The organism is Halobacterium sp. DL1 (genome assembly GCA_000230955.3).
In the GTDB taxonomy this organism is placed as follows: Archaea; Halobacteriota; Halobacteria; order Halobacteriales; family Halobacteriaceae; genus Halobacterium.
Window position 1 is genome coordinate 1,346,871 of record CP007060.1, and the last position, 26,275, is coordinate 1,373,145.

24 protein-coding genes are annotated in these 26,275 nt (G+C 67.1%); 13 read left to right on the forward strand and 11 right to left on the reverse strand.

Annotation, left to right across the window (positions count from 1 at the left end; all coding sequences use genetic code 11):
- Positions 1–21 precede the first annotated feature (21 nt).
- From HALDL1_08570 to HALDL1_08585, 4 genes are all read left to right on the forward strand, one after another.
- Positions 22–1,590 (forward strand): heme ABC transporter ATP-binding protein, encoded by a 1,569-nt coding sequence (locus tag HALDL1_08570; protein AHG03643.1) that lies wholly within the window; start codon positions 22–24, stop codon positions 1,588–1,590.
- Complete coding sequence (locus HALDL1_08575) at positions 1,587–2,864, forward strand: ribose ABC transporter permease (GenBank protein ID AHG03644.1); 1,278 nt, start codon at positions 1,587–1,589, stop codon at positions 2,862–2,864. Before HALDL1_08570 ends, HALDL1_08575 begins: the two co-directional genes overlap by 4 nt.
- The gene (locus HALDL1_08580) at positions 2,848–4,050 is read left to right on the forward strand and encodes a ribose ABC transporter permease (GenBank protein ID AHG03645.1); all 1,203 of its coding nucleotides are present in this window, start codon (positions 2,848–2,850) and stop codon (positions 4,048–4,050) included. The genes HALDL1_08575 and HALDL1_08580 overlap by 17 nt, the downstream gene beginning before the upstream one ends.
- A gap of 165 nt (positions 4,051–4,215) precedes the next feature.
- Entirely contained in the window at positions 4,216–4,611 is a 396-nt protein-coding gene (locus tag HALDL1_08585) for a cytidine deaminase (protein AHG03646.1), read from the forward strand.
- Here the strand turns inward: HALDL1_08585 and HALDL1_08590 are convergent.
- Positions 4,586–5,494: a transporter gene (locus tag HALDL1_08590; GenBank protein ID AHG03647.1), complete on the reverse strand. Its 909-nt coding sequence runs from the start codon at positions 5,492–5,494 to the stop codon at positions 4,586–4,588. The two genes, HALDL1_08585 and HALDL1_08590, sit on opposite strands and share 26 nt — an antisense overlap.
- A 108-nt stretch (positions 5,495–5,602) precedes the next feature.
- On the opposite strand from HALDL1_08590, the gene HALDL1_08595 reads away from it, so the two are divergent.
- Positions 5,603–6,424, forward strand: a complete 822-nt coding sequence (locus HALDL1_08595) for a uridine phosphorylase (protein AHG03648.1) — start codon at positions 5,603–5,605, stop codon at positions 6,422–6,424.
- A 27-nt stretch (positions 6,425–6,451) separates the two neighbouring features.
- Here HALDL1_08595 and HALDL1_08600 read toward each other — a convergent pair whose 3' ends face one another.
- The gene (locus HALDL1_08600) at positions 6,452–6,607 is read right to left on the reverse strand and encodes a hypothetical protein (protein AHG03649.1); all 156 of its coding nucleotides are present in this window, start codon (positions 6,605–6,607) and stop codon (positions 6,452–6,454) included.
- Between the two features lie 96 nt (positions 6,608–6,703).
- On the opposite strand from HALDL1_08600, the gene HALDL1_08605 reads away from it, so the two are divergent.
- Positions 6,704–7,057 carry a hypothetical protein gene (locus tag HALDL1_08605; GenBank protein ID AHG03650.1) on the forward strand — a complete coding sequence of 118 codons (354 nt, stop codon included), beginning with the start codon at positions 6,704–6,706 and terminating at the stop codon, positions 7,055–7,057.
- Between the two features lie 15 nt (positions 7,058–7,072).
- Here the strand turns inward: HALDL1_08605 and HALDL1_08610 are convergent, their stop codons facing one another.
- Both HALDL1_08610 and HALDL1_08615 read right to left on the reverse strand, forming a co-directional pair.
- The gene (locus tag HALDL1_08610) at positions 7,073–8,242 is read right to left on the reverse strand and encodes an NADH dehydrogenase (protein ID AHG03651.1); all 1,170 of its coding nucleotides are present in this window, start codon (positions 8,240–8,242) and stop codon (positions 7,073–7,075) included.
- A 60-nt stretch (positions 8,243–8,302) separates the two neighbouring features.
- Entirely contained in the window at positions 8,303–8,836 is a 534-nt protein-coding gene (locus HALDL1_08615) for a TrmB family transcriptional regulator (protein ID AHG03652.1), read from the reverse strand.
- Between the two features lie 88 nt (positions 8,837–8,924).
- Here HALDL1_08615 and HALDL1_08620 point away from each other — a divergent pair, with 88 nt between their 5' ends.
- Positions 8,925–9,848, forward strand: a complete 924-nt coding sequence (locus HALDL1_08620; protein ID AHG03653.1) for a nucleoside-diphosphate sugar epimerase — start codon at positions 8,925–8,927, stop codon at positions 9,846–9,848.
- 19 nt (positions 9,849–9,867) lie between these two features.
- Here HALDL1_08620 and HALDL1_08625 read toward each other — a convergent pair whose 3' ends face one another.
- Positions 9,868–10,188 (reverse strand): hypothetical protein, encoded by a 321-nt coding sequence (locus HALDL1_08625; GenBank protein AHG05253.1) that lies wholly within the window; start codon positions 10,186–10,188, stop codon positions 9,868–9,870.
- An 89-nt stretch (positions 10,189–10,277) separates the two neighbouring features.
- On the opposite strand from HALDL1_08625, the gene HALDL1_08630 reads away from it, so the two are divergent.
- Positions 10,278–11,228, forward strand: coding sequence for an arginase (locus tag HALDL1_08630; GenBank protein ID AHG03654.1), 951 nt, complete (start codon positions 10,278–10,280; stop codon positions 11,226–11,228).
- Between the two features lie 44 nt (positions 11,229–11,272).
- Here the strand turns inward: HALDL1_08630 and HALDL1_08635 are convergent, their stop codons facing one another.
- The 3 genes from HALDL1_08635 to HALDL1_08645 all read right to left on the reverse strand — a co-directional run bounded on the left by HALDL1_08635 (position 11,273) and on the right by HALDL1_08645 (position 16,360).
- Positions 11,273–13,768: a DNA gyrase subunit A gene (locus tag HALDL1_08635; protein ID AHG03655.1), complete on the reverse strand. Its 2,496-nt coding sequence runs from the start codon at positions 13,766–13,768 to the stop codon at positions 11,273–11,275.
- Position 13,769: 1 nt separating this feature from the next.
- Positions 13,770–15,683: a DNA gyrase subunit B gene (gene gyrB / locus HALDL1_08640; protein AHG03656.1), complete on the reverse strand. Its 1,914-nt coding sequence runs from the start codon at positions 15,681–15,683 to the stop codon at positions 13,770–13,772.
- A gap of 131 nt (positions 15,684–15,814) precedes the next feature.
- Positions 15,815–16,360: a hypothetical protein gene (locus HALDL1_08645; GenBank protein AHG05254.1), complete on the reverse strand. Its 546-nt coding sequence runs from the start codon at positions 16,358–16,360 to the stop codon at positions 15,815–15,817.
- Between the two features lie 150 nt (positions 16,361–16,510).
- On the opposite strand from HALDL1_08645, the gene HALDL1_08650 reads away from it, so the two are divergent.
- The 3 genes from HALDL1_08650 to HALDL1_08660 all read left to right on the forward strand — a co-directional run bounded on the left by HALDL1_08650 (position 16,511) and on the right by HALDL1_08660 (position 21,275).
- The gene (locus HALDL1_08650; protein ID AHG03657.1) at positions 16,511–18,916 is read left to right on the forward strand and encodes a DNA topoisomerase VI subunit B; all 2,406 of its coding nucleotides are present in this window, start codon (positions 16,511–16,513) and stop codon (positions 18,914–18,916) included.
- The gene (locus tag HALDL1_08655) at positions 18,913–20,007 is read left to right on the forward strand and encodes a DNA topoisomerase VI subunit A (GenBank protein ID AHG03658.1); all 1,095 of its coding nucleotides are present in this window, start codon (positions 18,913–18,915) and stop codon (positions 20,005–20,007) included. The genes HALDL1_08650 and HALDL1_08655 overlap by 4 nt, the downstream gene beginning before the upstream one ends.
- 83 nt (positions 20,008–20,090) lie before the next feature.
- Positions 20,091–21,275, forward strand: coding sequence for a sugar transporter (locus HALDL1_08660; GenBank protein AHG03659.1), 1,185 nt, complete (start codon positions 20,091–20,093; stop codon positions 21,273–21,275).
- A 28-nt stretch (positions 21,276–21,303) separates the two neighbouring features.
- Here the strand turns inward: HALDL1_08660 and HALDL1_08665 are convergent, their stop codons facing one another.
- Positions 21,304–22,971 carry a DNA ligase gene (locus HALDL1_08665; GenBank protein ID AHG03660.1) on the reverse strand — a complete coding sequence of 556 codons (1,668 nt, stop codon included), beginning with the start codon at positions 22,969–22,971 and terminating at the stop codon, positions 21,304–21,306.
- Positions 22,972–23,075: 104 nt separating this feature from the next.
- Between HALDL1_08665 and HALDL1_08670 the strand changes: the two genes are divergently transcribed.
- Positions 23,076–24,605 carry a hypothetical protein gene (locus tag HALDL1_08670; GenBank protein AHG03661.1) on the forward strand — a complete coding sequence of 510 codons (1,530 nt, stop codon included), beginning with the start codon at positions 23,076–23,078 and terminating at the stop codon, positions 24,603–24,605.
- 26 nt (positions 24,606–24,631) lie between these two features.
- Here HALDL1_08670 and HALDL1_08675 read toward each other — a convergent pair whose 3' ends face one another.
- Positions 24,632–25,363, reverse strand: a complete 732-nt coding sequence (locus HALDL1_08675) for a proteasome subunit beta (protein AHG03662.1) — start codon at positions 25,361–25,363, stop codon at positions 24,632–24,634.
- Between the two features lie 99 nt (positions 25,364–25,462).
- Complete coding sequence (locus HALDL1_08680; GenBank protein AHG03663.1) at positions 25,463–25,630, reverse strand: hypothetical protein; 168 nt, start codon at positions 25,628–25,630, stop codon at positions 25,463–25,465.
- A gap of 249 nt (positions 25,631–25,879) precedes the next feature.
- On the opposite strand from HALDL1_08680, the gene HALDL1_08685 reads away from it, so the two are divergent.
- Entirely contained in the window at positions 25,880–26,242 is a 363-nt protein-coding gene (locus HALDL1_08685; protein ID AHG03664.1) for a hypothetical protein, read from the forward strand.
- The last annotated feature ends 33 nt before the right edge of the window (positions 26,243–26,275 follow it).

A 26,275-nucleotide genomic window follows, 5' to 3' on the forward strand; every position in this document is an offset into this window, starting at 1 on the left:
CCCCACTGGTATCTGTACGAAATGAGCCAAACGGACGCGGCTGTCCGACTCGAATCGATCACGAAGCGCTTCCCTGGCGTCGTCGCCAACGACGAGGTGGACCTGACCGTCGACCGCGGCACGGTCCACGCGCTGCTCGGCGAGAACGGCGCGGGGAAGACGACGCTGATGAACGTCCTCTACGGGCTGTACCAGCCGACCGACGGCCGCGTCGTCGTGAACGGCGAGCCGCGGGACTTCGACTCGCCGCGCGACGCCATCGACGCGGGCATCGGGATGATCCACCAGCACTTCATGCTCGTGGACCCGATGACCATCGCGGAGAACATCGCGCTCGGCAACGAACCCCGGAAGTGGGGCGGCCTCACCGTCGACGAGGAGGCGGCCCGCCGGGAGGTCGTCGAACTGAGCGAGCGCTACGGCTTCGACGTCGACCCCGACCAGACGGTTGCCGAAGCGAGCGTCGGCGTCCAGCAGCGCGTCGAGATTCTGAAGGCGCTCTACCGGGGCGCGGACATCCTCATCCTGGACGAGCCGACGGCGGTGCTCACCCCCCAGGAGGTCGAGGACCTCTTCGGTGTGCTCGAGGAGCTCACCGACCAGGGGAAGACGGTCATCTTCATCACGCACAAGCTCGGCGAGGCGATGCACGCCGCCGACGACGTCACCGTCCTCCGGGACGGCAAGCAGGTCGGCACCGTGGCCGCCGACGAGACGTCGCGTGAGGAACTCGCCGAACTGATGGTCGGCCGCGAGGTCATCCTCGGGGTCGAGTCCTCCCCGGTCGAACCGGGGGAGCCGGTGCTCGGCGTCGACTCCCTCTCGGTTCGGGACGACCGCGACGTGCCGGCGGTGCGCGACGTCTCGTTCACTGTTCGCGAGGGCGAGGTGTTCGGCATCGCGGGCGTCGACGGCAACGGCCAGGCCGAACTCGTCGAGGCGATAACGGGCCTCCGCGAGCAGGAGTCAGGCAGCGTCACCTTCGACGGCCGCGACCTCTCGGAGGACTCCCGCCGCGAGCGCATCGAGCGCGGGATGGCGTACATCCCGGAGGACCGACAGGAGCGCGGCCTCGTGATGGAGTTCGACCTCGTCGAGAACGGGATCCTCGGCAGCCAGCACAGCGCGCCGTACGCCGGAAACGGCCGCATCGACTGGGATCAGTCACGCGACCACGCCGAACACATCGTCGACGCTTACGACGTTCGACCGCCGAACGCGGACAACGACGCCGCGTCGCTGTCGGGCGGCAACCAGCAGAAGTTCATCGTCGGCCGCGAGTTCGAGCGCGACCCGCGACTCGTCGTCGCCACGCACCCGACGCGGGGCGTCGACATCGGCTCCCAGGAGTTCATCCACGACCGACTGCTTGGCCTCCGCGAGGACGGCCGCGCGGTGCTGCTGGTCTCCTCGAAACTCGACGAAGTACAGGGGCTCTCGGACCGCCTCGCGGTGATGCACGACGGCGACCTGATGGCCGTCGTCGACCCCGAGGCCATCACGGAGGAGGAACTCGGCCTGCTGATGGCCGGGGAGTACCCCGAGGACTACCCGACCGCTGAGACCGCCACCCCGGGGGTAGAGTCGTGACGGTCCGCGACCGAGCCCAGGACGCGATGGTGCGACTCGTCAACGCCTCCGGCTTCGAACGCCTGCTCATCAGCCTCTCCGCACTGCTGCTCTCCATCCTCATCGGCGCGGTCATCATCCTCGCCGCCGGGCGTATGACCGACTGCGGGTCTGCGGTGTACACACTCGCGTTCCCCGGCAGCCTCGTCACCGGACTGGTCGGCGGGGACGCGCTGTTCTCGATGGGGTTCTGTTACGACCCGTTCTCGGTGTACGACAAGCTGTTCCTCGGCGCGCTCGGAGACGTCCTCAACAACCCGACGAACGGCCAGTTCGCCACCACGCTCGCGGAGACGACCATCCTGATGTTCACTGGCGTGGCCGTCGCCATCGCCTTCCGCGCGGGCATCTTCAACATCGGGGCGCAGGGCCAGCTCGTCGTCGGCGCGCTGCTCACCGCTGTCGTGCTCGTCTACGTCGCGCCCGCGTTCTCGGGACTCGGCGTCGTTGCGACGCTCGTCCTGCTCCCGTTCGGCCTGTTGCTCGGCGCGCTCGGCGGGGGCGCCTACGGGGCGCTCCCCGGCGCGCTGAAGGCGTACGCGGACGCCAACGAGGTCATTACAACCATCATGCTGAACTTCGTCGCCACCTCCGTCGCGCTCTACCTGGTGTCGGACCACTTCAAAGACCCCGAGAGTTTCGCCGACCAGACCGTGGCGATCCCCGACTTCTCGCTGTTCCCGTCGATGCTGTTCCGGGCGCGAGACGACTTCTCGCTGGTCGCGCTCGGCATCGGCGTGCTCACACTCGTCGGCATCTGGTACGTCCTCACCCGGACGTCGTTCGGCTACGACGTGCGCACGAGCGGCCTCCAGCCGGACGCCGCCGAATACGGTGGGGTCGATGCAGACCGGACCATCGTGTCCAGCATGGCGCTGTCCGGCGCGCTCGCTGGCGTCGGCGGCGCAGTGTACGTGTTGATGATACTCGGGAACTTCCAGACTGGAGTCCCGTCGTACGGCTTCGACGGCATCACCGTCTCCATCCTCGCGGGCAACAACCCGCTCGGCGTCGGCTTCGCTGCGTTCCTCTTCGGCGTCCTGAAGAGCGGGTCCATCGTCGTCCAGGTGGGCTCGGACGTGCCGCCGGAACTGGTGGGCGTGCTCCGCGGGCTCATCATCCTCTTCGTCGCCATGCCGGAGTTCTTCCGGATGGCTGGTCGGAAGTTCTACTCGGTCCAGCCGACGGGGAACCGCGCTGTCGCCGCGGACGGCGGAGGTGGTCACGATGAGTGAGGCGTCCATCCGCGGCCGCGCCGGGTCGGCAGTCCGGAACGCCCGCGAGCGACTCTTCGAGGGGCGCAGCCCTCTCCAGCAGATCGTCATCGCCGTCTCGTTGTTCGCCGGGGTCGCGCTGCTCGCGGGGGGCATCTTCGCACCGAACTCGACGGCCTCGGACCTGCTCACCATCTTGTTCGCGGACTCGACGCTCGCCGCCACGCTGCGGCTATCCGTCCCCATCGCGTTCGCCGCGCTCGGTGGCATCTTCGCGGAGAAGAGCGGCGTCATCAACATCGGCCTCGAGGGCCTGCTCATCATCTCCGCGTTCACGGGCATCTGGGCGACGGACATCACCGGCAGCGTCTGGCTGGGGCTGCTCGGCGGTATCGTCGCCAGCACGCTGCTCGCGGGCCTGTTCGCGGTGGTCTGCATCGAGTTCCGCGCCGACCAGATCATCGCCGGTCTCGCCGTCTGGCTCATCGCGCTCGGCCTCGCGCCATTCGCGTCCTCCGTCGTCTACGGCGGGACCACCACCGTCAGCGTCCCCACCTTCCAGACGCTGCCGAACATGAACGTGCCCGTGCTCTCGGCGCTCGTCACGACGCCGCTCGGCTTCGTCGTCGAACTCCCGGTCTTCGGCGTGCTCGACCTCGAGTCGTCGCTCGTCGGCATCCCGTTCTTCGGGGCGCTGTTCGATGCCAACCCCACTGTCTACCTGATGTTCGCGGCCGTCGCGCTGTCGTGGTACACGCTCAACCGCACCGCGTTCGGCCGGTGGGTGGTCGCCAGTGGCGAGAACCCGAAGGCACTCGACACCGCCGGCGTCAACGTCCACCGCGTGCGCTACGCCGCCGTCCTGCTGTCGGGCGTGCTGGCGGGCGTCGGGGGCGCGGCGCTCGCGCTCGGCATCGGCCAGTTCACTGGGAACGGCCCGACGATGGTCAACGGCAAGGGGTTCATCGCCATCGTCGCCTACCTGTTCGGGAACTACAACCCCATCGGGGCGTTCCTCTCGACGATGCTGTTTGCAGGCCTCGACGCCGTCCAGTTGACCCTCCAGGCGCGTGACGTCTTCCAGGTTCCGCGGCCGCTCGTGCGCACCATCCCGTACGTCACCGTCATCATCGTGCTCGCGCTGTTCGGTCGCACCCGCCTGCCGGAGGCGGCCGGCGACAACTACGAGTCCGGCGAGGGCGAGTGAGGCCGGCGTCGGCCCACAGACAGCCCTCCATCGGAACGGGTGATATGCAGCGCCCGAGGCGCCGTGTCGGCTCTGTCACTGGATTTCTGTGGAAACGACCGTGGTTCAGAAGTCACTGACTGCACACCACCTACTGTTTTGCCCGCGCCGGAAGAAGGCATAGGCATGGACGAAGCCGACCTGCTGTCTGCCGCGCGCGACTCGCTCGACGACGCGTACGTCCCGTACTCCGAGTACCCCGTCGGCGCCGCCATCGAGACGGCCGACGGCGAGGTGTACGTCGGCTGCAACATCGAGAACGCCAACTACTCCAACAGCCTCCACGCCGAGGAGGTCGCCATCGGGGAGGCCATCAAGGACGGCCACCGGGAGTTCGAGCGCCTCGTCGTCACGTCCGCCGAACGCGACGCGGTCACGCCCTGCGGGATGTGCCGCCAGACGCTCGCGGAGTTCTGCGACGACGAGCTGCCGGTGCTCTGCGACGCCGGCGAGGACTTCGAGCGCTACACGCTCGGCGAGTTGATTCCCGACACGATCACGCCCCAGATGCTCGGGAAGTGAGCAGGTCGACGAACGTCGCCCTGTTCAACAGCACGAACCCCACCGCGACGACGACGAACCCGAGCACGGTGACTGGACCGACGCTGTGGCCGAGCACCACCCACCCGACCACGGCCGTCACCACGGGCACCGCGTAGGAGACAAGGTTGGCCCGGACTGGTCCCACGACGTCGATGAGTTCGAAGTAGAACGGGTAGGCCAGCGCCGTCGCGACGACGCCCACGTAGAGAATTGAAACTACGAGCGTCGACGTGTCCGGGAGCACCTGCGACTCTCCGAGGAGACTACTGAGAACGTGGAGGAGAACTGCGCCGAGGACGAGCCCCCAGGCCGTCTCCGCGAGCGCGTCGAGTCCGGAGTCCAGACGGCTCACGAGCACGCTCCCGAGCGCGAGGTTGGCGGCCCCGACGAGCACCAGTAATTTGCCGAGCGCTCCGCCCGTGAGTGCGGCGAACGACGGCTGGACGACGATGCCAACCCCCACCAGACCGAGCGCGAGGCCGAGGAACTCGACACTGTCGAGGCGGTCGGACGGGAGGAGGCCGCGCGCGAACCCCGTCGCGATGACCGGGGCCGTGCTGAAGAGGATGGACGCGACCGCTCCGGTGGTGTACTGCTGGCCGGTGAACAGGAAGGCGTTCATGAACGCCGCGACCAGCACGCCGTTCACAGCGACGCTCAGCACGTCGGCGCGGGTTCTCGGCAGCACGCGGTCCGATAGCAGGAACGCCAGCGGAACTGCGGTCACCGCGGCGACGTCGAGGCGGAAGGCCGCGAACAGGACCGCCGGGAGCGCCGTCAGCCCCACGTCGATGGCCACGTAGGCACCGCCCCAGGCGAGCACGACGACGGCGAACAGGACGACGGCGCGGTTCCGAGACACGCCGACGACAACGACCGCCACGACGAAGTGTGTTGGGCTCCCGGCACGCCGCCGGAGCTGCCGACGAAACGGCAAGACACTTTGTGTCGGGCGGCCGAATCGGCTGGCATGCCCGGCGACAGCGAGGACCCGAACGACGAGGTCCAGTACCACATCGAACTCGCAGAGGGGGACGTCGCGAACGCGGTGCTCCTCCCTGGCAACCCGGAGCGCCTCGACAAGATCACGCCGTTCTGGGACGACCACGAGGAGATGGCCTACCACCGCGAGTACCGCACCGCTACCGGTCGCTACGAGGGGACGCCCATCTCGGTCACCTCGACCGGCATCGGCTCCCCGTCGGCCGCCATCGCCGTCGAGGAACTCGCGCGGGTCGGCGCGGACACGTTCATCCGCGTCGGCTCCTGTGGCGCCCTCCAGGCCGACATGGACCCCGGGGACCTCGTCATCACGCGGGGCGCCGTTCGGCAGGAAGGGACCAGCGACGAGTACGTCCGCGAGGACTACCCCGCGGTCGCCGACCACGAGGTCGTCGCGGCGCTCGTCGCCGCCGCCGAGCGGCTCGGTCACGACTACCACGTCGGCCTCACGATGAGTTCGGACTCCTTCTACGCGGGCCAGGGACGGGCTGGGTTCGACGGCTTCGAGGCTGCGGGCAGCGACGACCTGGTCGACGAACTGAAGGCGGCGAACGTGAAGAACGTCGAGATGGAGGCGGCGGCCATCCTCACGCTCGCGAACATCTACGGCCTACGCGGCGGCGCCGTCTGCTCGGTGTTCGCCAACCGCGAGACCGGGGAGTTCCTCACGGAGGGCGAGACCACGGCGGCAGAGACGGCGAGCCTCGCGGTCCACCTCCTGGAGAAGATGGACCAGAAGAAGGCCGAAGCCGGCGTCGACCGGTGGCACGCCGGTCTGAGCCTGGAGTAGACAGCGACCCCGTCCACTCTACTGGTTCTACCGTTCGGGGTCGACGTCGTCCGAGAGGAAGATGCTGTCCTCGCCCGAGTAGAACGTGTCCAGGGCGCGGAGCGCGCCGATGTACGCCCCGATTGCGACGACGGTGACGGCCACGAGGAGGCTGAACGCGATGCCGATGAGTTCGGAGACCATACCTGGGGTCCACGGCGCTCGGTCTTCAAATGGCGGGTTGGACGTCTGCGCGTGGTCCTTCCAAACTCCTAAACCGGCTGCCGGAGTGCTACCGGTATGACTGACATCTGGGAGGACGGCGCCATCTCCGGGGCGTTCGCGACCGAGTTCGAGGACTGGGCGACGCGGAACGGCGCGGAGATAGAGACGTCGACCGACGAACAACTGTTCTGCGAGTTCCCGCCAACGGAGTCTCAGATACGGATGCGCGTCGGCCTCTACGAGGCCAACGGGCGACACCTCCTCCGGTTCGATACGGTCCGCGAGGAAGTGGAGCTGAAGCTCCTGACCGAGTTCGAAACGACCGAGAGCAAACTCATCCTCCAGTCCGACAAGTCCAGTCGAACGTTCTACCTCGACGTGCAGGCCAGCGAGTGGCGCATCGAGAAGCGACCCGTCGCGCAGTCCTGACCCGCGGCGGTCCAGCTACAGCGCGTCCCAGGCCTTCATCGCACGGGGCCACGACGTGATCTTCGCGATCCAGCGCGCGGCGGCCCCCTTCTTCAGCATCTTCGCGGGCGTGCTGTTGAACGTGCGGACCGGGGCGGAGATACCGTTGACCTCGACCTCGTGGGCGAGAGCCGTTTCGCCCACGGAGATGAGCGTCCCCTGGTCGTCGTACGTCCACGTCTTCAGCGGGCGGTCGTCGATGGCGCGGGCGATGTTCTCCGCGGCGACGTCGGCGGCCTGCCAGGCGGCCTGCGCGGTCGGCGGCGCGACGTCGTCGTCACCCTGGTCGACGAGCGAGCAGTCGCCGACGGCGAACACGCGCTCGTCCTCGGTCTGGAGGTTCGAGGCCGTGCTCAGGCGGTTGTGCTCGGCCTCAACGTCGACCTCGCCGAGTTCAGACGGGCCGGTGACGCCGCCGGTCCAGAGGAACACGTCGTAGTCGAGGTCGTCGCGCTCGTCGAACTGAAGGCTATCCGCTTCGGCGGCCGTAATCGGGTCGTCGGTGAGAATCTCGATGTCGCGGTCTTCGAGGCGGTGACGGAGCGCGCCCTGGATCTCGCTGTCGCCCGGTGGGAAGATCTCGGGCAGCGCTTCGACGAGCGTGATGTCGATGGGGGCGTTGCGGCGGTCGCGGAACTCCGCGAGTTCGCCGGTGCTCTGGATGCCGGAGAGACCGGCGCCGCCGACGACGACCTGCGCGGGGTTCTCGCGGGTCGCCTCGCGTGCTGCCTCTCGCACCTGCTCGTGAATCTCGAGGGCGTCGTCGAGGCTCTTCAGCGTGAGCGGGTGTTCGTCCATCCCGTCGATGCCGTACGTCGCGGTGTCCGAGCCGATGCCGACGAGGAGGTAGTCGTAGTCGACGTCCTCGCAGTCGGCGAGTTCGACGACGCGGTCGTCCGTGTCGACGTCGGTGACGGCGTCGTGGACGAACTGCGTCTGGCGGGACTTGATCTCCTCGACGGGGATCGTGATCTTCTCTTTCACGCCGGGGTCCCGGATGATGCGGTGTGCCTCGTGGAGGACGAGGTGGTAGTCAGTGTCGGAGATCCAGACGAGTTCGGTGCCGGAGTCCAGTTCGGATTCCAGTTTCGCTACGGCACCTGCGCCAGCGTACCCTGCGCCGAGAACGACGACTCTCGTGGTCATGACAAACGGTCGGGGGCCCTCGGATACAAAGGCTTTGAAACGCAGTCGGGCGGAGAGCTGTCAGTGAGCGGGCTCTTCGGCGGGCGCTTCCATCGAATCGATCTTCAGAATCAGGATGTTGCTCGTGTCGTCTTTCCCGTCGAGCGTGCCCGTGATGAGGAGCTTCGACAGCGGCGTCGGTCCGACGCGGAGTTCGTCGCCCTCGTGGAACTCCTTGACCGAGCCCCGGAGGTGTATCTCGGCGCGGCAGAGCTCCGGGTGGTGGACGCTCGTGAGGTCGATCTCCTGGACGTTCGCGTTCTCGAACTCCTCGCCCTCACAGAACACGGGAATCTCGGCGGTGGTGTCGAGTTGCTGGATCTCCAGGGCCTCGTAGGCGTTCGCGGTCGGCTTGTAGCCGCCCTTCGGTCCGGGGACGCCCTCCACCAGCTGGAGGGCTTTCAGGCTCTGCATCTGGTTACGGATGGTGCCCGCGTTCCGGTCTACCTCCCCGGCGATGTCCTCCCCCTTGATCGCCTCCTCGCGCTGCGTGTAGAGGTCGACCAGCGCCCTGAGGATGGTCTTCTGGCTAGAAGTCAGTTCGATTGATGACATGCTGTAGCATTCTCCACTGATTTTCTTAAAACCCCCGATGGCGGCGGTAGAACGGTAGACTTTACGGCACGTTAACCGAGCGTAGCGTATGGACGGAAACCGCGTGCTGGTCACGGGTGGCGCTGGGTTCATCGGGTCGAACCTCGCGAACCACCTCGCCGAGACCAACGACGTCGTGGCGCTGGACAACGGCTACCTCGGGACGGCCGAGAACCTCGACGACGCCGTCGAGTTCGTCGAGGCGGACGTTCTCGACGACGACCTCCCGACCGACGTGGACGTCGTCTTCCACCTCGCCGCGTTCTCCAGCCGCCAGATGCTCGAGGAGAACCCCCGACAGGGCGCCCGCGTCAACGTCGAGGGGTTCGTGAACGTCGTCGAACAAGCCCACGCCGACGGCTGTGACACCGTCGTCTACGCCTCGACGTCCTCCGCCTACGGGAGCCGAACTGAACCCAGCCCGGAGGATATGGACCTGGAGGCCGCGACGGGCTACGACGCGTCGATGCTCGGGCGCGAGCACTACGCCGAGTACTACAACAACTTCTACGACGACCTGGCCTGCGCTGGCACACGATTCTTCTCGGTCTACCAGGGCTACGGCGGCAACGAGGCCCACAAGGGCGAGTACGCGAACACGGTCAGCCAGTTCGCGGACAAGATAGCCGACGGCGAGTCACCGGTGCTCTGGGGCGACGGCTCTCAGACCCGGGACTTCACGCACGTCGACGACATCGTCCGCGGCCTCGTCACCATCGCCGAGCACGAACTCGCGGGCGTCTACAACCTCGGCACGGGGCGCTCGTACTCGTTCAACGAGATGGTGGAGATGATCAACGACGCGCTCGGGACGGAGGTCGAACCGACGTACGAACCGATTCCGATCGAGAACTACGTCCACGACACCTGTGCGGACATCTCGAAGGTGCGGGACGCGACCGGCTGGGAGCCGGAAATCAGCTTCGAGGAGGGCGTCCAGCAGGTGTGTGCGCCCTACGTCGACGGCGAGTAGTCGACGCAGCCGGCGGAACTCACGAGTAGACGTGGGACCAGTCGATTATCTTCGTAATCGCCACGGTCAAGCCGAGGACCGCCCCGCCGAGGAGCAGGCCCGTCGCGTAGACGGAGCCCGCCCACGCCATCAGTTCCCGCGGGAAGAACAGGTAGAGCCAGGTAGCGACGCCCACGTAACACGCCAGCGGCGTCAGCAGCAGGGCCGCCTTGCGGGGCCGGAGTCGTTTCAGTTCGCCCCACGTCCGTTCGTGGCGAAGGTTCCCCGTGAACGGCAGCCACAGCACCCACGCCACCACGCGGAGTCCCAGATAGTACAGTTGCTGAACCTTGGAGGGCATGCGATTTCGTTGTAGTGGCTATCTTGTATAAGTGCTTCCACCGAGGCGATACCCCGACGTACAAAGGGCCTCTCGTCGTATTGCCGGGTGTGACCCGAACTGTCCAACTCATCGGCGCACCGATGGACTACGGTGCGGACCGGCGCGGCGTCGACATGGGCCCGTCCGCGATTCGGTACGCCGACCTCGCCACCGAACTGTCGGACGCGGGCGTCGAAGCGGTGGACACCGGCGACCTCTCGATGCCCCGCGCGGAGGAACGGGACCCCGGTAACGAGAGCGCGAAGTTCCTCCCCGAGATCGAGGACCTCTGTGGTCGCCTCGCGGACGAAGTCGAGGAGGCGATCGCGGCCGACCGCGTCCCGCTCGTCCTCGGCGGCGACCACGCCGTCGCCATCGGTTCGATGGCAGGGAGCGCGCGCGACGCCGACATCGGCGTCGTCTGGTTCGACGCTCACGGCGACTTCAACACGCCCGAGACGTCGCCCAGCGGCAACGTCCACGGGATGCCACTCGCCGCCGCGCTCGGCGAGGGCTCGTTCGCCGACCACCCCTGGGCCACTGCCCCCGGCCTCAAAGAGGAGAACATCGCCTACGTCGGCCTCCGTACCCTCGACGACCACGAGCGGGAGGCCATCCAGGACAGCGACATGACGGCGTTCACGATGAGCGAAATCGACGAACGCGGCATCACTGACGTCACGGAGGAGGCCCTGGACGTGGCCAGCGCGGGCGTCGACGGTGTCCACGTCTCCTTCGACATGGACTGGCTCGACCCCGAGGAGGCGCCGGGCGTCGGGACGCCGGTCCGAGGCGGCGCCACCTACCGCGAGGCCCACACCGCCCTCGAGACGGTGGCCGAGCGGGACGCCGACGAGGAGATTCTGCGTTCGATGGAGATCGTCGAGGTGAACCCAATTCTCGACCAGTCGAACCGCACCGCGGACATCGCGGCGGAACTGGCGGCGAGCGCGCTCGGGAAACGAGTGCTGTACAACGCTGGGCGCGCGAGCCGTCGCCGGAAACGCGGCGAGCAGTAGAACTAGCGTCGTCGACCTGTTTCGGTACAGAACGGGAGTGAGGCCTACTCCTCGTCCGATTCGTCGTCAGCCTCGTCGTCGTTCTCGCTCGGGCGGTAGACGGAGACGGCGGCGACCTCGTCGCCCTCCTCGACGTCCATCACCTTCACGCCCTTCGTGTTGCGGCCGTAGGTCGATATCTCGTCGACCGGGAGGCGGATGATCTGGCCGCGCTCGCTCATCGCGACGAGGTTGTCGTCGTCGTCGACGCTGTCCAGGGAGACCACGTCCCCGTTGCGCTCGTCGGTCTTGATGTCGACGAGCCCCTTCCCGTTGCGGCTCTGCTTGCGGTACTCCGAGAGCTTCGTGCGCTTCCCGTAGCCGAACTCGGTGACCGTCAGCAGCGTGCGCTCGTCGTCGGCGTCGACCGCCGCGACGCCGGCCACGCGGTCGTCGCCCTCGAGATTCATCCCGTGGACACCGCGGGCGTTGCGGCCCATCGGCCGGACGTCGTCCTCGTCGAAGCGGATCGCCATCCCCTGCTCGCTGCCGAGGATGACGTCGTCGTCGCCGCTGGTCACCTCGACGTCCGCGAGTTCGTCGCCGTCCTCCAGGGAGGTGGCGATGATGCCGGTCGTGAGGATGTTGCCGAATTCGCCCACGCTCGTGCGCTTCACGTAGCCGTGGCGGGTGGCCATCGTGAGGTACTCGTCGTCGGCCTCGAAGTCCAGGTCGTCGGCCGTGACGACCGCGGATATCTCCTCGCCGTCGTCCAGGTCGAGGATGTTGACCGCGGAGGTCCCGCGGGCGGTGCGGGACATCTCCGGCACCTGGTACACCTTCAGGCGGTAGACCTGCCCCTGGTTCGTGAAGCAGAGCAGGTAGTCGTGCGTGCTCGCGGTGAACACCGTCGAGACGCGGTCGTCTTCCTTCAGGTCGGTGCCGATGATGCCCTTCCCGCCGCGGTGCTGTGAGTCGAACGTGTCCGCGGGGACGCGCTTGATGTAGTCGCCCTCGCTGAGCACGACCACGACGTCCTCCTCGGGGATGAGGTCCTCGTCGGTGACGGTGCCGGCGTCCTCGATGAACGAGGTGCGGCGCTCGTCGTCGTACCCGTCCTTGATCTCGCGGAGTTCGTCCTTGATGACCGAGAGCAGTTCCTCCTCGCTGCCGAGGATCTCCTCGAGGCGCTCGATGGTCTCCGTAACCTCCTCGTACTCGGTCTCGATCTCGGCGGCCTCCATCGACGTGAGGCTGCCGAGCTGCATCCGGACGATGTGGTCGGCCTGGGCCTGCGTGAAGTCGAAGACCTCCTTCAGCGCTTCTTTGGCGCCGTCGCGGTCCTCAGCGCCGCGGATGGTCTCGACCACGTCGTCGACCTGGTCGAGGGCCTTCAGGCGCCCCTCGAGGATGTGCGCGCGGTCCTCGGCCTCCGCGAGGTCGTGCTCGGAGCGCCGGCGCACCACCTCGCGGCGGTGGGCGACGTACTCCGCGAGCATCTCCTTCAGCGTGAGCACCTTCGGCTGGCCGTCGACGAGCGCGAGGTTGATGATGCCGAACGTGCGCTCGAGGTGGGACTCCAGCAGCCGGTTCTCAACGACGTCCGTGTTCGCGTTCTGCTTCAGTTCGATGACGACGCGCACGCCGTTCCGGTCGGACTCGTCGCGGAGGTCGCGGATACCCTCCAGTTTCCCGTCGTTGACGTCGTCGGCGATGCGTTCGACGAGCTTCGACTTGTTCTGCTGGTAGGGGAGCTCGGTGATGACGATAGTGTCGCTGCGGTCACCCTCCTCGACGTGGTACTCGGCGCGCATCCGGACGCGGCCGCGACCGGTCTGGTAGGCCTGCTTGACGTCCGAGCGCCCGACGATGTTCCCCGCCGTGGGGAAGTCGGGGCCCTTGACGTAGTCCATCAGGTCGACGACGGTGCACTCGGGGTTGTCGATGAGGTGGATTGTCGCGTCGATGACCTCGCCGAGGTTGTGCGGCGGGATGTTCGTCGACATCCCGACGGCGATGCCCGAGGACCCGTTGACGAGCAAGTTCGGGAGCGCCGCCGGCAGCACTGTCGGCTCGGTGAGGCGGTCGTCGTAGTTGGCCTGGAAGTCGACCGTGTCCTTCTCGATGTCCTCGAGCAGTTCCTCGGCGATGGGGGCCATGCGGGCCTCCGTGTACCGCATCGCCGCGGCGGGGTCGCCGTCGACGCTCCCGAAGTTCCCCTGCCCGTCGACGAGGGGGTAGCGCATCGAGAAGTCCTGGGCCATCCGCACGAGCGCGTCGTAGATGGCGGAGTCGCCGTGCGGGTGGTAGTCACCCATCGTGTCCCCGACGATGTTCGAGGACTTGCGGTGGCTCGATCCGCTCGTGATGTTCGCCTCGTGCATCGCGTAGAGGATGCGCCGGTGGACGGACTTGAGGCCGTCACGGACGTCTGGCAGCGCGCGACCCGCGATGACGCTCATCGCGTAGTCGATGTACGACTGCTCCATCTCCTCGTCGACGCGCACGTTCTTCACTCGGTCCGCCACGCCGTCGGGTACGTCAGGTGATTCCGAACTCATCTCAGATGTCCACCCACTCTGCGTCCGTCGCGTTCTCCTGGATGAACCGCTTGCGTGGTTCGACGGCGTCGCCCATCAGCACGGAGAACATCTTGTCCGCCGCGGCCGCGTCCTCGACGGTGATGCGCTTGAGGATGCGGTGCTCCGGGTCCATCGTGGTGTCCCAGAGCTGCTGGGGGTTCATCTCCCCGAGGCCCTTGAACCGCTGGACCTGCGTCGGGTTGCCATCGCACTTCTCCTCGACGATGCGCTCGCGGTCCGCTTCCGTCATCGCGTCGTACGTCTCGCCGCGGTAGCGGATGCGGTAGAGCGGCGGCTGGGCGGCGTAGACGAACCCGCCCTCCAGCAGCGGCTTCATGTGCCGGTAGAAGAACGTCAGCAGCAGCGTGCGGATGTGCGCGCCGTCGACGTCGGCGTCCGTCATCATCACGATGTTCTTGTACCGGAGGTTCTCGATGTCGAACTCGTCGCCGATGCCGGTGCCCAGCGCGGTGATGATGTGTCGCAGCTCCTCGTGTTCGAGGATGCGGTCGAGGCGGTGTTTCTCGACATTCAGAATCTTCCCGCCGAGCGGGAGGATGGCCTGGAACTCGGGGTTGCGGCCCTGCTTGGCGGAGCCACCCGCGGAGTCGCCCTCGACGATGAACAGTTCGGCGTCGTCGGGGTCTTTCGTCTGGCAGTCCGCCAGCTTCCCCGGGAGGCTCGTCGAGGAGAGCGCGCTCTTCCGGCGCGTTAGCTCCTCGGCCTTCTTCGCCGCCTTCCTCGCCTTCGCGGCCTCGACGGCCTTCAGGACGACCGCTCGCGCGGTGTCGGGGTTCTCCTCGAAGTAGGTGCCGATGCCCTCGTGGACGACGCCCTCGACGATGCCCCGGACGTCGCTGTTGCCGAGTTTCGTCTTCGTCTGTCCCTCGAACTGCGGGTCGGGGTGTTTCACGGAGATGACCGCGGTGAGGCCCTCCCGGATGTCCTCGCCCTTGAGGTTCTCGCCGTCGAGTTCCCCGAGGAGGTCGTTCTCGTTCGCGTAGTCGTTGACGACCCGCGTGAGCGCCGTCTTGAAGCCCGTGAGGTGCGTGCCGCCCTCGCGGGTGTTGATGTTGTTGGCGAACGCGTGCGTCGAGGACTGGAGGTCGTCGGAGGCCTGCATCGCGATCTCGACCTGGATGCCGTCGTCCTCGTCCTCGAAGTAGATGACGTCGTCGTGGAGCGCGTCGCGGGACTCGTTGAGGTACTCGACGAACTCCCGGATGCCGCCGTCGTACTTGAACGTCGAGGACTCGACCTCGTCGCCGCGCTCGTCCGTGAGCGTTATCTCCACGCCGGAGTTGAGGAAGGCGAGTTCGCGCAGTCGCGTCTCCAGGGTGGAGTAGTCGAAGTCCAGCGTCTCGAAGATCTCGCTGTCCGGTCGGAACCGGATGAGCGTCCCGGTGTCGTCGCTGTCGCCGAGTCGCTCGAGGTCGGTGACGGGTTCGCCGCGTTCGAACTTCTCGCGGTACTTCCCGCCGTCGCGCTCGACCTCCACGGCGAGGCGCTCGGAGAGCGCGTTCACCACGGAGACGCCGACGCCGTGGAGCCCACCGGACACCTGGTAGGACTTGGCGTCGAACTTCCCGCCCGCGTGCAGGACGGTAAGGATTACCTCGACCGCGGGGCGGTCGTACTCCTCGTGGGTGTCGACCGGGATGCCCCGGCCGTCGTCCTCCACGCTGACGGAGCCGTCCTCGTGGAGGGTCACTTCGATGTGGTCACAGTAGCCTGCCAGTGCTTCGTCGATGGAGTTGTCCACGACCTCGTACACCAGGTGGTGCAGGCCACGAGAGTCGGTGGAGCCAATGTACATCGCCGGCCGCTTCTGCACCGCCTCCAGTCCCTCGAGGACCTGGATTTGGCCAGCGCTGTACTCGGATTGTTCGGACATGAACGTTGTAGCGCCGTAGTCGCCGCATAGGTAAAAAAGCCCCGCACGCGTGCGCGCGAAACCGGGTAGGGTGACCTTATCCCCGGAGTCACTCCCGCAGACTGTAACTCGGGCGTCCGAGCGCTTCGGCGTCAGGCCGCCGACAGCGACGCGAGGTAGCCGCCGACTGCCCCCAGGCCCGCGGGAAACAGGATGGCCGCGAACAGCAGGACGTGCGGGAACGAGAGGGAGAGCGCCACGCCGTCGGTCGTCCCGGTGAAGTAAACCCCGCCGAGGACGGCCAGCGGGAGGTAGCCGAGGGTAGGCAACGCGCCGGCGAGCATCTTCGTTCGCGTGTCGGCTGGCACGATGTCCTTCACGGCGACGCTGTACCCCGTGCTGGTGAGCACTACGACGACGAGCAGCACGAACAGTTCGCCCGCGTTCGCCACCTGGGTCGCGTAGTTCAGCGTCGCGGAGCCCCCGGTGATGGGGACCAGGTGACCGCCGTAGAAGACGAATCCTAACTCGGCAACCGGCGACAACCCCGCGAACGTCCACCGGGTGAACACGCTCGTCCCGACGAGGGAGTACAGCGCGACGGACGCGAGGAACCCCGTGACGTAGGCCAGCACTCCGTTGACGAACCCGGAGACCACGGGGACGTCGCCGGAAGCCGGGGCGTCGATGTCCAGCATTCTCACAATCTCGAAAAGCGGCGAGCATAGTCGTTGTGGTCCCAGATGGTGCCCGTGAACCGGACTATCAGGCCCCGAGGACACCACTTTCACTTTCACCGAAGGTACCACGGTGGTTTTAACCTCGGAAGGGGAAAACAGAGGCACCGAATGACGTCCTTCCAGTCGACACTCGCCGAGGGAGAAGGCATCGCGGAGGAGCTAGCCGCGAGCCAGCGGGAGATCTCCATCGCCGAGTTCTTCGAGAAGAACAAGCACATGCTCGGCTTCGACAGCGGAGCCCGGGGGCTCGTCACGGCCGTCAAGGAGGCCGTCGACAACGCCCTCGACGCCACCGAGGAAGCCGGCATCCTGCCAGACCTCCTGGTAGAGATCGAGGACGCCGGGGACTACTACACGCTCGTCGTCGAGGACAACGGCCCCGGCATCACGAAAGAACAGATCCCGAAGATCTTCGGGAAGCTGCTGTACGGCTCGCGGTTCCACGCCCGCGAGCAGAGCCGCGGACAGCAGGGTATCGGCATCTCCGCTGCCGTGCTCTACTCGCAGCTCACCTCCGGGAAACCCGTCCGCATCGAGAGCCGCACGCAGGACAGCAACGTCTCGCACTACTACGAGCTCATCATCGACACGGACACGAACGAGCCCGAAATCGACATGGAGAAGGAACTCTCCGCTGCCGAGAGCAACCTCCGCGGGACCCACGGGACGCGCATCGAGATGGACATGGAGGCGAACATGCGCGCCCGCGGCCAGCTCCACGACTACATCAAGCACACCGCGGTCGTCAACCCGCACGCCCGCATCGAACTCCAGGAGCCCAAGGGTGAAATCAAGGCCGAGCGCGCGGAGGGCGCGGGCCTGCCCAAGGAGACCGAGGAGATTCGACCCCACCCCCACGGCGTCGAACTCGGGACGCTCATCAAGATGCTCGACGACACGGACTCCCACTCTGTTTCCGGGTTCCTCCAGGGGGAGTTCACGCGCGTCGGGAAGAAGACCGCAGACAACATCGTCGAGGCGTTCCTCGACCGCCACTACGGCCGCGAGATGCGCTGGCGACCGCCCGGCGTGGAGTCGGAGGTCGACCTCGAATCGGTCGTCGTCGACGCCGTCTCCAACAAGGGTGCCGCCGACACCGAGGCGTTCGCCGAGCGCGTCGTAGACGCCATCGAGGACGCCGGCCGCGTCGGCCACTCGGAACTCCAGTCGCTCGTCGCGGACGCCGCCGATGCCACCGAGAAGGAGACGGGGAAGACGTTCGGCGACACCGTCCAGCAGAACGTCGTCGAGGCGGTCTGGACCGAACTCACGGCCGACCGCGCGGACGATATCTTCGTCGCGGTCGACGCCGCGACCACCGCCCAGAAGGACGACGCCACCGTGCGCGGCCTCGCCGAGCGCATCGCCGACAAGTTTGGGGCGGATACGCCCAGCGACCGCGTCACCCGCGACCAGCTCTCGGAGTTCGTCGAGCGCGCCGCGGAGATGACCGAGGACATCGAGGACGCGACCATCGGCGACACCGCCCGCGAGAACGTCGTCCGCGAGATCTGGACGGAGATGGCGACGGTGCCCGACGACCCGCCGCTCACGCGGGAGGTCGGCGCTGACCGCGACGTCGCCAGCGACCTCCTCGCCGCGATGGAGAGCGTGCAAGTGATGGCACCCCCGACCTCGTGTCTCTCCCCCATCGACGCGGACCTGGTGGAGGCCGGCCTCCGCAAGGAGTTCGACGCGGAGTTCTACGCCGCCTCCACCCGCGACGCCGACGTCCACGGCGGCGACCCGTTCATCGTCGAGGCCGGCATCGCCTACGGCGGCGAACTCGAGGCCGAGGGCGGCGTCGACCTGATGCGGTTCGCCAACCGCGTGCCGCTTGTCTACCAGCGCGGTGCGTGTGCGATTACCGAGGTCGTCAAGGACATCGGCTGGCGGAACTACAACCTCGACCAGCCCGGTAGCTCGGGGCTCCCCCAGGGCCCGGCGGTCATCATGGTGCACGTCGCGTCGACGAACGTGCCGTTCACCAGCGAGTCGAAGGACGCCGTTGCCCACGTCCCGGCCATCGAGGACGAGATCGAGCTCGCGGTGCGGGAGGCCGCCCGCGAACTCAAGTCGTTCCTGAAGAAGAAGCGCTCGATGCGCAAGCGCCAGCAGAAGCAGAACGTCATCATGGACATCCTCCCGAAGATGGCCACGAAGGTCTCGGAGATGACCGGTCGCGAGCAGGTGAACGTGAACGACTCGCTGGCACGTATCATGAACAACGTCCTCGTGGAGCGGGAGGTCGAGGACGGGACGGTGACGCTCCGCGTGGAGAACCACGGGAGTTCCGCCGCCGACGTCGACCTCACCGACATCGTCTCCGCGGAGCCCGCCGACCCGACCGACGGCAACGTCGTGGAGATGGACGGCGAGTGGTTCGTGAAGTGGTCGCCGTCGATCTCCGGCGGCGACACCGAGACGCTCTCCTACGAGGTCGATGACGCCGACGCGACCTTCGACCTGAACGTGGACGGAATCGAGGACGCCCGACTCACTCTCAACCAATGAGCTACGCAGACACCGACGACGACGCCCGAGAACGCCTCATCGCGATGGCCGAAGAGTTCTACGACCAGTTCGAGGACGGGGAGATCCCCCGGATGACCCTGCCCACGCGCTCGAAGTCCAACATCGAGTACGACGAGGACGCCAACGTCTGGGTGTACGGCGACCGCACGAGCACGCGCTCGGCGAACTCCGTGCGCGGCGCCCGGAAGCTCCTGAAGTCCGTCTACACCGTCGACTTCCTCGCCCACCAGCTCGACGACGACCGCTCCTCGACGCTGCGTGAGTTGTACTACCTCTCGGAGTCCTGGGACGAGAAGGAGGCCCAGTTCAACGACCAGAGCGAGTCCGACAAGCTCGTCGAGGACCTCGAAATCGTCTCCGGCGTGAAACGCGAGGACTTCCACATGCGCCCCGAGGAGTCCGGCGCGAAGGTCATGGGGCCGCTGCTCCTCCGCGAGCAGACCAACCGTGGCGACCGCGAGATTCACTGCCAGGACGACGTCGGCCAGGGCGGCTACCAGATTCCGAACAACCCCGACACCATCGAGTTCCTCGACTCGGACGCCGACTTCATCCTCGCGGTGGAGACCGGCGGGATGCGCGACCGCCTCGTCGAGAACGGCTTCGACGGCGAGTACAACTGCCTCGTCGTCCACCTCGGCGGCCAGCCCGCCCGCGCCACCCGCCGACTCACCAAGCGCCTCCACGACGAGGTCGGCCTCCCGGTCACGGTCTTCACTGACAGCGACCCCTGGTCCTACCGCATCTTCGGTTCGGTCGCCTACGGCTCGATCAAGTCCGCACACCTCTCGGAGTATCTCGCCACGCCGGAGGCGCAGTTCATCGGCATCCGCCCGGAGGACATCGTCGACTACGAACTGCCGACGGACCCCCTCAGCGACTCCGACATCAACGCCCTCGAGTCCGAACTCGAAGACCCGCGGTTCCAGAGCGACTTCTGGACCGAACAGATCGAGCTCCAGCTCGACATCGACAAGAAGGCCGAGCAGCAGGCGCTCGCCTCCCGCGGCCTCGACTTCGTGACGGACACTTACCTGCCCGAACGCCTCGACACCATGGGCGTCATCTAGTCGGTTCGTCTCTCTCGCCAACTTCTGCGTTCTCGGTTGCCGCCTGGGACAGATGCAAGACCGTGCGGTAGTTCCTCGGAACTATGGACCACGGCCCGGCGCTCCGCGACCACCCGATCGTGGTGGCGAGCATCTTCGGTACCATCGTCGCATCGGGTGCCTTCGAGATCGTCCCGGCGAGCACGACGCCCGTGATGGCCGACCAGCTCGGCGCGAGCGCCGCTGAGGTCAACTGGCTCGTGAGCGTCATGCTCGGCGTCGCCGTCGTCGCGAGCCTCCCCTCGGGGGCGATCGTCGACCGATTCGGGGCCCCGCGTAGTTTCGCGCTCGCGGCTGTGACGCTGGTCGTCGGTGGCGTGGTGGGCTGGCATTTCACCCGACAGGGCGCCTACTGGCCGGTGTTCTGGTCGCGGTTGGTGGCGGGAATCGGCTTCGTACTCGTCTGGAACACCGGCCTCACCGTCGTCGGACAGTTCCAGAACGCCGCGACCGCGACCGGACTGTTCACCGCCGGCGGCCCCATTGGGTTCGCGGTTGGTCACCTCACGGGACCGACCATCGTCGCGGAGTACGGCGCAGCATCCGTCTTCCTCGTCTACCCACTGCTCATGCTCCCCGCACTCGCCGGGGTGCTTCTCGCCTGGGACGACGAGCTGGCCGGCGGTGGGACCGGCGAGTTACCCTCGCTCGGCGACGTGCTGAGCGTCTCCCGGAACAACTCCGTACTGCTGGTCTGCGTGCTGGGGTTCGTCGCCTACTCACTGTACCTCTTCATCAACAGCTGGGTGCCGACGTACCTCACTGAGGAGCTTTCGCTGTCGCTCGCCCAGAGCGGCGCGCTGACCGCGATGTTCCCGCTGCTGGGCGCCATCTCCCGGGCGAGCGGTGGCGTCGTCACCGACCGGCTGTTCGGCGGCCGGACGCGGCCCGTCGTGCTCGCCTCGCTGTTCGTCTCCGGAGTCGCCGTCGCCGGCATCGCGCTCTCCTCGACGTACCTCGTGGTGGCAGCGTTCCTCTTCGTGGGCGGCTACTTCGTCCAGTTGAGTCTCGGTCTCTTCTACAGCGTCGTGCCGACCGTCGTCGCCGACGCCAACGTCACCACGGCTGTCGCGCTGCTCTCGAGTGTCGGCCTGTTCGGCGCGTTCAGCGCGCCGCTGGTCGCCGGCGCGGTCATCCAGGCGACGGGGTCGTACGCGGCCGCGTTCGGCTACGCGCTCGGGCTCACTGCCGTCGGGTTCGCCCTCGCCGTGCCGTACTTCCACGACTGACCGCAAGCGGAGGGGCCAGACAGCCTCCTCATCCCTGCTTCTCGGCGGTGCGCTCTACGCGCTCGATGGTGTCCGCAGTCTCCGAGGTCTTGTCCTCGCGAACGGTGACGAACCGGGGGAAGCGGAGCGCGTAGCCCGAGGAGTACGTCGGGGACTCCTGTATTTCCTCGTAGCCGACCTCGAAGACGACGGCGGGCTCGATATCGACAGCCTGGCCGTCCTCCGCGCGGATGTGCGGTTCGAGCAGTTCGGTGAGCTCCGCGAGTTCCTCGTCCGTGATGCCCGTGGCGACCTTCCCGATGGTCTCGAAGGCGTCGTCGTCCTCGTCGCGAGCGGACAGCAGGAACGTCCCGAGGAACGAGGCGCGTCGCCCCTCGCCCCACTCCGCTCCCGTGACGACGAGGTCCAACGTCTCCACGTCGGGTTTGCGCTTCAGCCAGTGTTTTCCGCGGTCGCCCGGTGTGTAGGCGGCGTCCGGGTCCTTCAGCATGATGCCCTCGTGACCGCTGTCGAGCGCGCGCTCCTCGAAGGCCGCTATCTCGTCGGGGTCGTCCGTGACCAGCAACTCGGAGACCGCCGACTCGTCGCCGACGACCGCTTCGAGGCGCTCGTAGCGCTCCAGGAACGGTGCTTCGAGCAGGTCGTCTCCGCCCGCGTGCAGGCAGTCGAAGGCGTTCAGTTCGACGCGAACCTCCTGGCGCATCGCCTCGACGTCGTGCTTCCGGCGGAACCGCTTGAGGATCTCCTGGAACGGGAGCGGGTCGCCGTCCGCGGAGACTGCTACCGCTTCACCGTCGAGGATGACCGGCGCTTCGACGTGCTCCTCGACGAACTCCACGACCTCCGGGAGCGCGGCGGTCACGTCCTCCATGTTCCGGGAGTACAGCGAGACGTTCTCGCCGTCCCAGTGGACCTGCAGGCGGGCACCGTCGAACTTCGTCTCGACGGCCGCCTCCGCCCACTCCTCGAGGGCGTCGGTGACTGTGCCAGCCTGGGCGAGCATCGCCTGCACGGGGCGCCCGACTTCGAGGTGCATCGCGTCGAGTCCGGACTCGCCGTCGTCGCGGGCCGTCTCGGCCACGAGGCCGTAGTCGTTGGACACCTGGAGCGCGCGCTTCACGGCGTCGACGGGCAGGTCGAAGGCCGCCGCGATGGCGTCGCGGACGGTGCCCTCGCCGACGCCGATGCGCATCTCGCCGAGCACGAGGCGCGCGAGGTAACGCGCTTCCTCGCTCGAACAGCGGTTGAACAGGCCGAACAACAGCGTGACTTTCTCGTCCTGGCTGCCGTCACCCTCGGCGGCCGCGAGCGCCTCGAGTTCCGTGAACACCGCCGTGACGGTGAGGTCGTCACCACCGCTCTCGTCGCCGAACGCCGCGAGTCCGGCCTGTCCGCCGAGGTCCAGGCTCGTTGCCACCTCGCCGATGTCGCCGGTCTCGGCGAGGCGGTCCTCGACGTCGCTCACTGAGACGTTCGTCCCCGCCGCCCGCGCGAGCGCCTCGTAGCAGAGCCGCGGACCGATGTCGAGTTTCGTCTCCGAGTGGGCCGGAAAGACTCGCCCCTGAACGAACCGCGCGACGACGCCCAGGTCGTCGTCTGCGTCGGCGAATAGGTCGGTGACGAGCGCGACCACCTCGAGGTCCGCTGGTTCGGCCTCGATGTCGGCGGCGTGGGCGGCGAACGAACCGAATTCCATCGAGTGGAGCTACCCACCTCCAGTAGGTAAATCCCGCGAACCGCGGGCGGCGCCACTTCGCCATCGTCGCCGCTTATTAGGCCCGTGACAGCGAAGGTCCCCCCATGCCAGGGTCGGACCTCGTCGACCGAGTAGGGGACGTCCTCGATGTCGACCCGGAGACGTTCCAGCAGCGGGTTCGCGAGGACGCCGAGACTATCAAGGGGGAGATAGCAGCGGGCACGTTCGACAACCCGCAGGCCATCGTCGGCCTGGAGTACGAGTTCTACGCGGTCACCGACGACTGCTCGCTCGCCAGGGTGCCACGCCGCGTGCTCTCGTTCGTCGGGTTCGAGAAGGAACTCGGCCTCCACAACGCCGAGATGACGCTGAGCCCGCAGCCGCTCAACCGACACGGGTTGGCCGCCCAGGAGGCGGAGGTGAAGGCGAACCTCGACGCAGCCACGGAGCCGATGGCCGCGGAGGGACTCCACCTCGTCAGCGACGGCATGTGGACGATTCCCCCGGAGGGCGAGACGGCCGAGAGCTACCTCACGGACAGCGTCGAGCGCGACGGGATGATGCTCGCGACGAATATGAGCGCGTCGGCCCGCTACCACGCGATGGCCAACACCGGCCAGCCGGCGGGGATGCGACTGGACGCCCCGCACGTGAGCCTCCAGGCGGACACCGTGATGCCGGAGGCGCTCATCACCTCGATCCAGCCCCACTACCAGGTGGCCCAGGCGGTCGACCTGCCCGACCGCTTCAACTACGCGCTCAGGTTCGCCGCGCCCCTGCTCGCACTCGCGGTGAACTCGCCGGTGTTCCCGCCCGACCTCTACGACGACGACGCTCGGGCAGAGGAGATTCTCCGCGACGGGTGGGCGGAGTCCCGCATCGACGTCTTCGAGACGGTGTTGAACGTCTCTGGCGAGCAGGAGAAGGTCACGTTTCCCCGCGACCTGGCGGACGTCTCGGCGGCCATCGACCGGGTCGCTACCGACGATACCATCGTCCCGATGTCGGTGTCGAAGAGCGGCCGCTTCGACGACGAGTTCGCCCACTGGCGTCGCAAACACGGCACGTACTGGCGGTGGGTCCGACCGGTGTTCGGCGGGTCATCGAAGGAGAAGGCCAACGCTCGCATCGAGTTCCGCCCGGTCGCCGGCCAGCCGACGGTGCGGGACACCATCGCCGTCCACGCGGCGTTCGCCGGCCTGCTGGAGAACCTCCCGCGGACCGACCACCCGCTCCGGGAACTCGACTGGGAGGCCGCCCGCGACAACTTCTACGACGTCGCCCGCGACGGCCTCGACGCCGAAATCGAGTGGATAACCGCAGAAGGCGACCGCGTCACCGACAGGAAAGAAATCTACACGGACTTCTTCGACCAGGCGGAGGCCGGCCTCAAACGCCGCGGCCTGTCCGAGGAGGAGGCCGCGAAGTACCTCTGGCCGCTCCGCCACCGCGCCCGCCACGCCGTCACGCCCGCCGGGTGGAAGCGCGACCGGATACGGGAGGCCCTTGACGAGGGGAGTTCCTTCGAGAACGCGGTGTACGCGATGCAGTGCGAGTACATCGAGAACCAGCGGGAGACGCTGCTCTCGGGGAGTTTCGCGGACTGGGTGGGGCGGGGCGACGAACTGGAGTAGGGCCGCAGAACAGCGACGGGTGCCGACTACAGGATGTCGTCGAACGTCTTGTGGCCGACGATGGTGATGCCGTCGGCGGTGATGCGCGTGATGTGGATGCCGTTGCCGGACGCCGTGTCGCGCTCACTGGCCGACTGGACGGCCTGGGCGCCGACGCGCTCGGCCTCCTCCATCGTCAGGTCGTCGGTGTACTCCTGTTCGAGGACACCGAGCGCGTAGGGCATTCCCGAGCCCTGCGCGGTGTACTTGTCGGACATCGAGGAGCCGCCGGGGTCGAGGCTGTAGACGTGAGCACCCTCCTCGTCGACGCCGCCCAGGATGGGCACGACGAGGAAGAACGGGCCACCACGGAGCAGGTTCGACGCCATCGTGGAGAGCGCGTTGATGGACATGTACTCGCCGCGGCGGGCCTCGTAGAGGTTGGCCTCAGCGCGGAGCGAGCGGATGAACGCCTGCGAGCCGCCGACGGAGCCTGAGATGGAGAGGGCTGCGTTGGGCTGAATCTCCTCGACCTTCTGGACGTTCTTGTTGGAGATGACGCGGCCGCCGAGGCTGGCGCGCATGTCGGAGGCCATCACGACGCCGTCCTCGGTGGTGATGCCGACGATGGTGGTGCCGGTCTTGTTGACGTTCTCCATGTCCTGCGTCGAGAAGTCGTGGTCCGGAAGGGAGCCGACTTCCGGTTCGTACGGGTTCGGGGTGTCGTCGAACCGAGCCCGGTTCCGGGCGAAGTCGGAGCCTTCGTTGGAGTTGAACATTACTGGAGGTTACCAGTCCGGGACGGATAAAACCATCTTTTCCGGGGTTCTGCGTGGTGCCGCGAATCCCGGCGAGCGAGCGTCTGCGTACCGGTCGCGTCAGTTCGCGGACCGGTAGGCGCGTTCGGTCTGTTCGACGATGCGGCCGAACGGAAGCGTGACGCCTGCCTGACGGAACAGCAACGCGACGGGTAGCAGCAGGATGCCGAGTGCGAGCGTGGACTGGTACAGCGCGAACAGTCCGAATTGGGTGATGCGGTCGAACATCGGATACCATCGCCCAGACAAGACCAGTATAAATGCATTCCGGCCTGTCGGTGCTGGCTACCCCGACGCAGTGATGCGATTAAACCCAACTTGTCCCTGGCCCAAGCTGCGGTGCCGGAAATCGTAGTCAGTCGTATGCTCGCCGTGGGTGTGCGGATGGCACTCTGTAAGTTATGAGGATAGTTCGGGTCACGTCCGCCGCGACGGGCGAACCACAAAGCACGACTTTCCCCGCGCCGATAGGAGTGTATGAGCAACTACGTCGTTGCGATGGAAGCTGCCTGGTTGGTCCGTGACGTCGAGAACTCCGACGACGCCATCGGCGTCGCCGTGAGCGAGGCCGGCAAACGGCTGAACGACAAGGACCTCGACTACGTAGAGGTCGAGGCGGGGGTCACCGGCTGTCCCGCCTGCGGGGAACCCCTGGACGCGGCGTTCCTCGCGGCGAAGACGGCGCTCGTCGGGCTCGTCCTCGAACTCACCGTGTTCAACGCCGACAGCGAGGAGCACGCCAAGCGCATCGCGAAGAGCGAGGTCGGCGGCGCGCTCCGCGACGTCCCCCTGGAGGTCATCGAGGTCATCCAGGAGGACGGCGACGAGGAGGACGCGTAGTCGCCCGAACATTTATTAATAACTGCTGGTAAT

Excerpts from the sequence above, each read along its gene's own strand:
- HALDL1_08645 (AHG05254.1), bottom strand. The coding sequence starts at position 16,360 with ATGCTGGACATCGACGCCCCGGCTTCCGGCGACGTCCCCGTGGTCTCC.
- HALDL1_08675 (AHG03662.1), bottom strand. The coding sequence starts at position 25,363 with ATGTTCAACTCCAACGAAGGCTCCGACTTCGCCCGGAACCGGGCTCGG.
- HALDL1_08600 (AHG03649.1), bottom strand. The coding sequence starts at position 6,607 with ATGGTCTCCGAACTCATCGGCATCGCGTTCAGCCTCCTCGTGGCCGTC.
- HALDL1_08670 (AHG03661.1), top strand. The coding sequence starts at position 23,076 with ATGCCAGGGTCGGACCTCGTCGACCGAGTAGGGGACGTCCTCGATGTC.
- HALDL1_08685 (AHG03664.1), top strand. The coding sequence starts at position 25,880 with ATGAGCAACTACGTCGTTGCGATGGAAGCTGCCTGGTTGGTCCGTGAC.
- HALDL1_08650 (AHG03657.1), top strand. The coding sequence starts at position 16,511 with ATGACGTCCTTCCAGTCGACACTCGCCGAGGGAGAAGGCATCGCGGAG.
- HALDL1_08610 (AHG03651.1), bottom strand. The coding sequence starts at position 8,242 with ATGACCACGAGAGTCGTCGTTCTCGGCGCAGGGTACGCTGGCGCAGGT.
- HALDL1_08665 (AHG03660.1), bottom strand. The coding sequence starts at position 22,971 with ATGGAATTCGGTTCGTTCGCCGCCCACGCCGCCGACATCGAGGCCGAA.
- HALDL1_08585 (AHG03646.1), top strand. The coding sequence starts at position 4,216 with ATGGACGAAGCCGACCTGCTGTCTGCCGCGCGCGACTCGCTCGACGAC.
- HALDL1_08635 (AHG03655.1), bottom strand. The coding sequence starts at position 13,768 with ATGAGTTCGGAATCACCTGACGTACCCGACGGCGTGGCGGACCGAGTG.
- HALDL1_08570 (AHG03643.1), top strand. The coding sequence starts at position 22 with ATGAGCCAAACGGACGCGGCTGTCCGACTCGAATCGATCACGAAGCGC.
- HALDL1_08605 (AHG03650.1), top strand. The coding sequence starts at position 6,704 with ATGACTGACATCTGGGAGGACGGCGCCATCTCCGGGGCGTTCGCGACC.
- HALDL1_08595 (AHG03648.1), top strand. The coding sequence starts at position 5,603 with ATGCCCGGCGACAGCGAGGACCCGAACGACGAGGTCCAGTACCACATC.
- HALDL1_08615 (AHG03652.1), bottom strand. The coding sequence starts at position 8,836 with ATGTCATCAATCGAACTGACTTCTAGCCAGAAGACCATCCTCAGGGCG.
- HALDL1_08660 (AHG03659.1), top strand. The coding sequence starts at position 20,091 with ATGGACCACGGCCCGGCGCTCCGCGACCACCCGATCGTGGTGGCGAGC.
- HALDL1_08625 (AHG05253.1), bottom strand. The coding sequence starts at position 10,188 with ATGCCCTCCAAGGTTCAGCAACTGTACTATCTGGGACTCCGCGTGGTG.
- gyrB (AHG03656.1), bottom strand. The coding sequence starts at position 15,683 with ATGTCCGAACAATCCGAGTACAGCGCTGGCCAAATCCAGGTCCTCGAG.
- HALDL1_08620 (AHG03653.1), top strand. The coding sequence starts at position 8,925 with ATGGACGGAAACCGCGTGCTGGTCACGGGTGGCGCTGGGTTCATCGGG.
- HALDL1_08680 (AHG03663.1), bottom strand. The coding sequence starts at position 25,630 with ATGTTCGACCGCATCACCCAATTCGGACTGTTCGCGCTGTACCAGTCC.
- HALDL1_08655 (AHG03658.1), top strand. The coding sequence starts at position 18,913 with ATGAGCTACGCAGACACCGACGACGACGCCCGAGAACGCCTCATCGCG.